The sequence below is a fragment of the Peribacillus asahii genome (genome assembly GCF_003570725.1).
GTDB lineage: Bacteria > Bacillota > Bacilli > Bacillales > DSM-1321 > Peribacillus > Peribacillus asahii.
Window position 1 is genome coordinate 35,238 of sequence record NZ_QWVS01000029.1, and the last position, 8,401, is coordinate 43,638.

An 8,401-nucleotide genomic window follows, 5' to 3' on the forward strand; every position below is an offset into this window, starting at 1 on the left:
TTTTATTATATCATCATTTAATTAGGCTCTACGACAGTCCCATCAAAAGCAGATTGATAGATTTTTCTAATATCGCCTTCTAGTAAAGGTAGAGGGCTTCTAGCCAAGATTCTTTTTTGCTTCACTCCATCTTGCGTTAAACTCTCTACAGCTGATTCCGGTACATCGAAGCCTGCTAAAGTAGACGGAATACCAACATCTTTCACAAGTCTCTCGAGTTCTTCTACGCATTTGCATGAGGCTTCCTCTTCAGATAAGTAGGTTGAATTCCCACCTAAGGCATTCAAAATATCTGCCATCCGCTTTGTGCAGCTTTTGCGAATATAGCCCATTACATATGGCAAAAGGACCGCGTTCGATTCACCGTGAGAGATATGAAATTGTCCTCCTAATGGATACGCTAATGCATGAACACCAGCTACTCCAGCATTAAAGAATGCAAGGCCTGCTAAATAACTTCCATTACTCATATCAATACGCGCTTGCTTGTCACTTCCGTCCTCTACTGCCTTGCGAAGTGATCGTCCAATTAAGCGAATCGCTTGAAGGGCCAAGCCGTCAGTCGCCGGGCTTGCATTTACTGAAATATAGGCTTCTACGGCATGAGTTAGTGCATCAATTCCCGTTGCTGCTGTTACTTTTGCCGGAACAGATACCGTCAGTTCTGGATCAACAATCGCAACATCTGCAAGCAGATAATCGTGTGTAACAACATCCTTTGTTGTCTCTAAGGACAAAACAGAGATATTCGTCACTTCTGAACCGGTTCCAGACGTAGTAGGAATGAGGATTTTAGGTAATCCCTTCTTCTCTACACTTTTCGTACCAGTTAAGTTTAAGTAATCAGCTGCAGAGCCTTCATGCACAGCCAAAACTGCTGCTAATTTCGCTAAATCGAGTGCACTTCCTCCACCGACACCGATAACCATTTCAAACTGACCTTCACGAGTAAAGGAAACAAGCTTCTCCCCTGTTTCTAAAGGTGGTTCAGGAACGACATCTGTATATAAAGTAACTGAATAGCCTTGCTTTTCAAGTGGAGCTGTTATACGCTCCGCTAGCCCAATCTTTGCTAGCATTGGATCTGTTACGACTAGAATCTTCTTTGGTGAATATTTCTCAACTTCAGGTAACAATTCCTTCAGGGCTCCCCATCCTGTATAAGTTAACGAATTGAAAACTAACTTTGCAACACTCATTGATTTTTCCCCCTCTATCTTACTCGTAATATCCTTCATTGGATTTACGGAATGTTTTAAATTGATTAGCATCATGCCCAAACCAGACTTGGGAGTTCGTTTGATTGGCTATTCTGCGTATTTTTTCAACTGCATTGGCATAACCAAGAGAATCATAAATAATACCAGGTGGCTGAATCGGCGGCCCGAAGCTTTCAGCTGTATAGATAGCATCTGAAGCGAGAATAATCCCACCCGTTTCTGGCATATTGATCTGAAGACCAAGCATTCCCCAGGCATGTCCACTTCCGAAATTCAGGATATTAATTCCTTCTGCTAATTCAAGATTGTCTTCACTACGCTTTACTGTTTTCCATTGAAGGTTATTTTTTATCCACGCATCAATATCTCCCCAGATATACGCACCTTCTTTTTGGTTGCGGGCATACGTTTGAAGCGCACCGTTTAGCTCATCTTCATGAACAATAATCGTTGCATTCGTAAATAACTCCAAGCATCCAGCATGGTCAAGGTGAAGGTGGGAGGCTACTACGTATTTAATATCTTCCGGTCTTACATTTAACTCCTCTAAGCGATTATGAAGATAGCATTCCTCGCTCATATTGATTGGAAACATTTGTTGAGTTGCTTTTCCCCACCGGCCTTCTGGTCCCATAGAGTTAGGATTACAAGCAGTATCAAAAAGGATTTTACCTGCTGGATGGTCAATCAGAACAGTATAGACAGGAAACTCGACAAATTCAGTTTGTGCATTCGGGTTGTCCATTGTCGCAGGATTATGCATCGCAATCATCCAATTTTTATCCATGCTCATACGACCGTTATCCATTACATAAAGTTTCGGGTTAGGTTTAATAATATTTGCCATATTGTTACTCCTCCTTAAAACGATGTTTTTATCGTAACGAATTTTAATTCTGTCATTTCTTCTACTGCATATTTAATCCCTTCACGTCCGTAACCACTTTCTTTTACACCACCATAAGGCATATGATCAAGTCTAAATGTTGGTATATCATTAATGATGACGCCACCGGACTCTAGCTTTTTGGCTGCATTCAATGCATTCATGATATTTTGGGTATAGATCGCCACATTCAATCCATATACCGAGTCATTGACCATATTTATTGCTTCATCTAACTCACTATATGGAACGATCGAAACAACTGGTGCAAATGTTTCTTGGCAAGAAACCGCCATATCATTTGTGACATTCAGTAAAACCGTTGGTGTGAAGACGGAACCCTCACGTTTACCACCCAAGCCAACTTTAGCGCCTTGCTCAACTGCTTCCTCAACCCATGACTCGATTCGCTCCACTTCTTTACAATTAATCATTGCGCTAATATCAGTTGTTTCTTCTAGCGGATCACCGACTGTTAATTGTTTGGCTTGTTCAATAAAACGCTTACTAAATCCTTCATAAATGGATTCATGAACATAAATTCTTTGCAGTGAAATACAAACCTGACCTGCAAAAGCAAATGCTCCTTCTACGCATCGAGGAATAATTTTTTCCAAAGGAACATCTGGTTCAACAATTAATCCAGAATTGGAACCTAGCTCTAACGTTACTTTCCGCAAACCAGCCTTTTCTTTAATCAGCTTGCCTACCCCAGCACTTCCTGTGAACGTCACTTTTTTGACTCTCTCATCTGTAATAAGAGCGTCACTGAGTTCTCTTCCACTTCCTGTAACCACTTGAAGAGCACCGTCTGGAAGTCCGGCTTGCTGGAAGATTTCAGCGGTTAAATATGCACTTAAAGGCGTTTGTTCCGCCGGCTTTAATACAACCGTGTTCCCAGCGGCGAAGGCTGGTCCTAATTTATGAGCGACTAGATTAAACGGAAAATTAAATGGGCTAATTGCCACTACTACACCTAATGGTTCTCTCCATGTAAGCCCTAGTCGATTTTCACCACCAGGTGCCGCATCCATTGGAAGGGTCTCCCCGTAAATTCGTTTCGCCTCTTCTGCTGCAAATTGGTAGGTAGCAATGGTACGATCTATTTCTCCTCGTGCTGTTCGAATTGGTTTGCTAGCTTCAAGTGCCAAAATGCGGGATAACTCCTCCCTTCTTTCTTGAAAGATTTGGGCAACTTTAAACAAAATCTCTGAGCGCTTATAGGCAGGCATCTCTTTCATCGTTTTATAGACTGCCTGTGCCCCTTCAATGGCCTTTTTTACATCTGCTTCATCTGCCATACTGATGTTAGCTACAACATCTCCACTATAGGGAGAATGAAGTGCATAGGTTCTTTCTTTTGTTTCAAAATGACCATTAATAAATAAACCTTTTGTCTCCATTTTCACATTCCCTCTCCTTTTTATTTTTATTAACACAATAATTATTACATGCAAGAACCGTGCCAACATTCAAAACCCTTATTTTCTAGATATTTTTCTATTGTTGAAATCTACAAATGGTGATAAAATTCACCACAATAGATTCGATTGTTGATGAAATAGACTGTTAAAGGTGGTGAATATAATCACCAATCGGTGATTATATTCACCATATCTTGTAGAAGGCTGGTGTTCTCATGAAATCACTAACTGTGAACAAAGAAATTTTAGAGAGTGTTTTCTATTCCATGTCAAATGGAGTCATTGTAGTGGACTCTAATAAAAAAGTTCTATTCATGAATAACTCAATACAGAAATTATTAAAACTTGAACATCGAGACTATCTCGGCACAGATATCCGAGAGTTTATTCCTAATTCACAAATTCCTCATGTTCTTGATAGTGGTGAAAGTACAATTGGAGTGAAGATGACAATTGCAGGGTTACAATGCATGGTTAACCAAACCCTCTTATATCAGGATGACAAGGTGATTGGCGCTGTTAGTGTTATTCAAGATATTTCTCAAATGGAACATTATCGTTCTCTATTTTTACAAATGGAGAACATCATCGAATTTTCCACAGATGGTATTTATGTCGTTAATAAAGAAGGCATTACACTCACTGTCAATTCAACCTACGAGGAAATGTCAGGGTTCAAAAGAGAAGAACTCATCGGTCATCATATGAGCGATTTAATGAAAAAAGGGTATTTTGATCAATCCGTTTCTCTCCTTGTCTTACAAGAAAAAAAGCGTATTTCTATTCTTCAAAGAATTGGTCAACAAAAAGATGTCATAGTAACCGGAAATCCCGTTTTCGATGAAGTTGGCGACATTCAAATGGTCGTCACAAGTGTTAGAGATATTACTCAGTTAAATGACCTCACAAATGAGTTAAAAAAGGCAAAAAGTTTTTCAGAAATGAGCCAAAATCGATACACATTTTCCACCGACGGAACGGATGAAAAAGTAATCTTTCAAAGTACTCAAATGAAGGAAATTATCGAGAAGGTAAAACAAATTGCTTCGTTCCCAACAAGTGTTTTACTATCTGGCCCTTCAGGATCCGGAAAAGAGGTTATTGCCAATTTAGTTCACCAATTGAGTGATCGAAAAGATATGCCGTTTATTAAAGTGAATTGCGGGGCTATCCCCGAACAACTATTAGAATCTGAACTATTCGGCTATGAAAAAGGAGCGTTTACCGGGGCAAGGCAGGAAGGAAAAGTTGGCCTCCTTGAACTTGCAGACAAAGGAACAGTCCTACTGGATGAAGTTGGAGAACTGCCATTGTCCTTGCAGGTCAAATTACTTCGTGTCCTGCAAGAGAAACAAATTCAAAGACTAGGTGGCACTAAAACAAAGCAATTAGACATTAGAATTATTTCAGCGACTAATAAAAATTTGAAAGAATTAATCGAAAAAGGCGAATTTCGTGAAGATTTATATTATCGACTGAAAGTTATTGAATTATCGATACCTCCATTAAGTCAGCGTCCAGAAGACATTGAGAGTTTACTGGATCACTTTTTCGCTTATTTTTGTAAATTATTTAATGTCGAAAAGCATATCTCACCCGAAACAAAACATATTTTACAAAGCTATCATTGGCCAGGAAATGTGAGAGAATTACGAAATCTAATTGAGAGCATGATTGTTTCAGTCCCATCGCTTACGATTGAGCCTGTTGATCTTCCCCTACATTTTAGTATTCATAGTTATATAGAATCAGCTCATACGTTAAAACAAAGAATGGAACAGTTTGAAAAAAGAATAATTATCGACGCACTTCAGAAAAAACCGTCGATTAGAAAGGCGGCTGAATATTTAGGAGTCGATCACTCGACTCTAGTGAAAAAAATTAAAAGGTGGAATAATATATAATATTTTGAACAACACTTCTGCCACTTTTGTTAAATAAAAACAGCTTTGAAAAATTGAATATTTGTTAAGTTAAATATGTGCCAAATAGTAGTATCACTGCTAAAAATTCAACACTTGAAAAATCAGATGAAAGCTAGTATACTGAACAAATTAATATTATCTGTATAACCTCAGAATATGGCTTGAGGGTCTCTACCAGGAACCTTAAAATCCTGATTACAGAAAATGGATAATTCATTTTCTGTAATCAGGATTTTTTTATTTTCTAAAGGCATCTTTATTATTTTTTCATTAGAAAGGACGTAAAGCAGAATATGAATTTAAAAGTTTTTATACTAGCATTATCAACTGTTGCAGTTGGACTGGTTGAATTAATCATTGGTGGAATACTTCCAACTATTGCAAACAATTTAAACATCTCATTAAGCTCTGCTGGACAACTAATCACTGTTTTCGCACTTATTTATGCTGTTTCCGGTCCTGTATTACTAGTCATAACTAGCAAAATGGAGCGAAAAAAGTTATATCTCACTTCCTTGTTTATTTTCTTCATCGGAAATATAATGACATATTTCAGTCCGAATTTTACCTTTATGATGATTGCAAGGATTTTGACCGCAATGAGTACAGCACTTATCGTTGTACTGTCCTTAACCATAGCTGCAAAAATTGTTTCACCAGCACACCGAGCAAAGGCTCTGGGTCTCATTTATATGGGCATTAGTTCGTCACTTGTCATGGGCGTGCCACTGGGAATTCTAATTTCCGATAACCTTGGCTGGCGCGTTATTTTCCTCGGGATTGCTATTTTATCTATAGGTTCCTTTGTACTTATTTCAATCTTTTTGGAGCGAGTTCCTGGGGAAAACACGATTCCACTTTCACAACAATTAAAGGCAGTGGGTAGCTTAAAAATAGGTAGTGCACATCTGGCAACCATGTTTATGCTAGCAGGACATTATACGCTTTATGCGTACTTCACTCCATTTTTAGAAACGGAACTTCATCTGAATTCCAATTGGATCAGTCTTTGTTATCTATTATTTGGGATTGCAGCGGTAAGTGGTGGTGCATTCGGGGGAATTCTTTCAGATTCGATTGGAGCACATAAAAGCATTATTGTTGTAATCATTTTATTTGCCATTGTGCTATTCTTATTACCATTAACTACTTTTTCACTTATTGTATTCATACCGATCATGATGGTTTGGGCAGCATTAAGTTGGAGTCTATCTCCACCACAACAAAGCTACTTGATTCAAACAGATCCTGCTACATCTGACATTCAGCAAAGCTTTAATAATTCAGCATTACAAATAGGTATTTCTCTTGGGTCAGCATTTGGTGGCATCGTGCTAAGTCAAACCGGAACTGTTTCCAATGCAGCTTGGTTTGGTGGCGCCCTTGTCATCATCTCCTTACTATGCGCAGTCTTTTCTTTAACAAGAAGAACGAAAGTGAGAGAGAATACATTTGTGGCTTCGGCTGTACAAAATCAAATATATGATTAGCTTAAATTTATAGAATACTTTATAAGGTAACTGGACTTGTCCTTGTTGGATTTAGATTAAAGTAGTTTTTTATTATCAAAACTAAAACACTAGGATATTACGTTAACAGGTTCCGTCTTGGGAGGAACAATGTGAATTCACAAACTGGACTCTCAAATTTAGTTCAGACTTATAAGGCTATTTTTTAAATGGCTATTCAAAAATAGCACCATTCTAGATTATTATTGAATTGGTGATATATCTAGTCCAAAACCTCACTTACTTATGATACGGTTTTGCACATGATCAAAAAAAGGACAGACTCTCCAAAGGGAGAAGTCTGTCCAAAATCAAAAAGAATTCATCGATCAACTGTTTGGACTAGTTGCTTAAGATCAGGGGTCACTAGAAATCTTTCGCTTTTTTATATTTTCTTCAAGTATTTGCACCAGAACCAAGAATAATATCGGGTTGATAATGTTTCCACTTGAATAAATTTTGCTTTTCTATACTGAATACCATCCCTTTTCTAGATTGATAATATCAGTATGTCCAAGATTTAGAGATTAATTGCCATTGTTTTGAAGTTTTTGCACCAGAACCAAAAAAGGTTCGCTTCCCCCAAAGGGAACAATAAATTTATCAAAAAAGCTAATCGAGACGTTATAAAATATTTCTTAATGCTTCATTTTGACCTTGTTGTTCTGCTCTTTGCATTTTTTTGACATCAGCGCGTAGCCAGACTGAAATGATGAAAGTAAGAGCTATTAATCCAAAGAATACATAAAATACAGGAATGTAACTGCCAGTAGCTCCATTAATTGCGGTTACCAACATTGGTCCACAAACCCCACCAAGAGACCAAGTTGTTAAAAGATAACCATGAATCGCACCAACTTCTTTTGTCCCGAATAAATCCCCAGCAAATGCAGGAAGATTGGAGAATCCTCCACCATAACAACTAACAACCAACAAAATAAGTGCTTGGAACAATAAGGTATTTGTTGTAACCGGAAGTGCAATGAACGCTACTAATTGAATGACAAAGAAAATTATAAAAACATTATGGCGACCAAGATAGTCAGAAGCTGCGGCCCAACCAAGTCTACCGCCGCCATTAAAGATTCCCATAATTCCCACTAAAGTAGCTGCTCCAGCAACTGATAACCCCACCACGTCTTGAGCCATCGGAGAAGCAACAGAAATCATCATAATTCCCGCACTCGTATTAATAAGTTTCATTGTCCACAGCATCCAGAAATGCTTTGTTTTCACTGCTTCTTTTGCCGTTAATTGTCGTAAATCTTTCTTTACTTCTTTTTTACCAGTGTCAATAGCTTGTTTCATTCCCTCTGGCATATAATTAGCTGGAGGCGGTGTGATATAAGAAGCACCTAGAAACATTAGTACGAAATAGCCTGCACCTAAAATATAATACGTAGTTGAAATACCTACAGATTGCATAAGGTTAGCAGCT

General features: G+C 38.2%; 6 protein-coding genes, 1 pseudogene and 1 riboswitch. Of the genes and pseudogenes, 3 read left to right on the forward strand and 4 right to left on the reverse strand.

What is annotated here, in order from left to right:
• Positions 1 to 17: 17 nt before the first annotated feature.
• From D1953_RS14945 to D1953_RS14955, 3 genes are read right to left on the reverse strand one after another with little or no spacing between them, the layout of a single operon-like run.
• Complete coding sequence (locus D1953_RS14945; RefSeq protein WP_119117988.1) at positions 18 to 1,199, reverse strand: iron-containing alcohol dehydrogenase; 1,182 nt, start codon at positions 1,197 to 1,199, stop codon at positions 18 to 20.
• Positions 1,200 to 1,218: 19 nt separating this feature from the next.
• Positions 1,219 to 2,067 carry an AhlS family quorum-quenching N-acyl homoserine lactonase gene (gene ahlS, locus D1953_RS14950; RefSeq protein ID WP_119117989.1) on the reverse strand — a complete coding sequence of 283 codons (849 nt, stop codon included), beginning with the start codon at positions 2,065 to 2,067 and terminating at the stop codon, positions 1,219 to 1,221.
• Positions 2,068 to 2,081: 14 nt separating this feature from the next.
• Positions 2,082 to 3,509: an aldehyde dehydrogenase family protein gene (locus D1953_RS14955; protein ID WP_182480624.1), complete on the reverse strand. Its 1,428-nt coding sequence runs from the start codon at positions 3,507 to 3,509 to the stop codon at positions 2,082 to 2,084.
• Positions 3,510 to 3,745: 236 nt separating this feature from the next.
• Here D1953_RS14955 and D1953_RS14960 point away from each other — a divergent pair, with 236 nt between their 5' ends.
• The 3 genes and pseudogenes from D1953_RS14960 to D1953_RS22210 form a co-directional block, all read left to right on the forward strand.
• Complete coding sequence (locus D1953_RS14960) at positions 3,746 to 5,434, forward strand: sigma 54-interacting transcriptional regulator (RefSeq protein ID WP_119117991.1); 1,689 nt, start codon at positions 3,746 to 3,748, stop codon at positions 5,432 to 5,434.
• 140 nt (positions 5,435 to 5,574) lie between these two features.
• Positions 5,575 to 5,673: riboswitch (purine riboswitch) on the forward strand.
• A 75-nt stretch (positions 5,674 to 5,748) separates the two neighbouring features.
• Positions 5,749 to 6,945, forward strand: coding sequence for an MFS transporter (locus D1953_RS14965; protein WP_119117992.1), 1,197 nt, complete (start codon positions 5,749 to 5,751; stop codon positions 6,943 to 6,945).
• 272 nt (positions 6,946 to 7,217) lie between these two features.
• Positions 7,218 to 7,317: pseudogene (locus D1953_RS22210) on the forward strand (IS6 family transposase); the annotation flags it as partial.
• 270 nt (positions 7,318 to 7,587) lie between these two features.
• On the opposite strand, the gene D1953_RS14970 reads toward D1953_RS22210, so the two are convergent.
• On the reverse strand, positions 7,588 to 8,401 hold an 814-nt coding region (locus D1953_RS14970; RefSeq protein ID WP_119117993.1), incomplete at its 5' end, for an MFS transporter.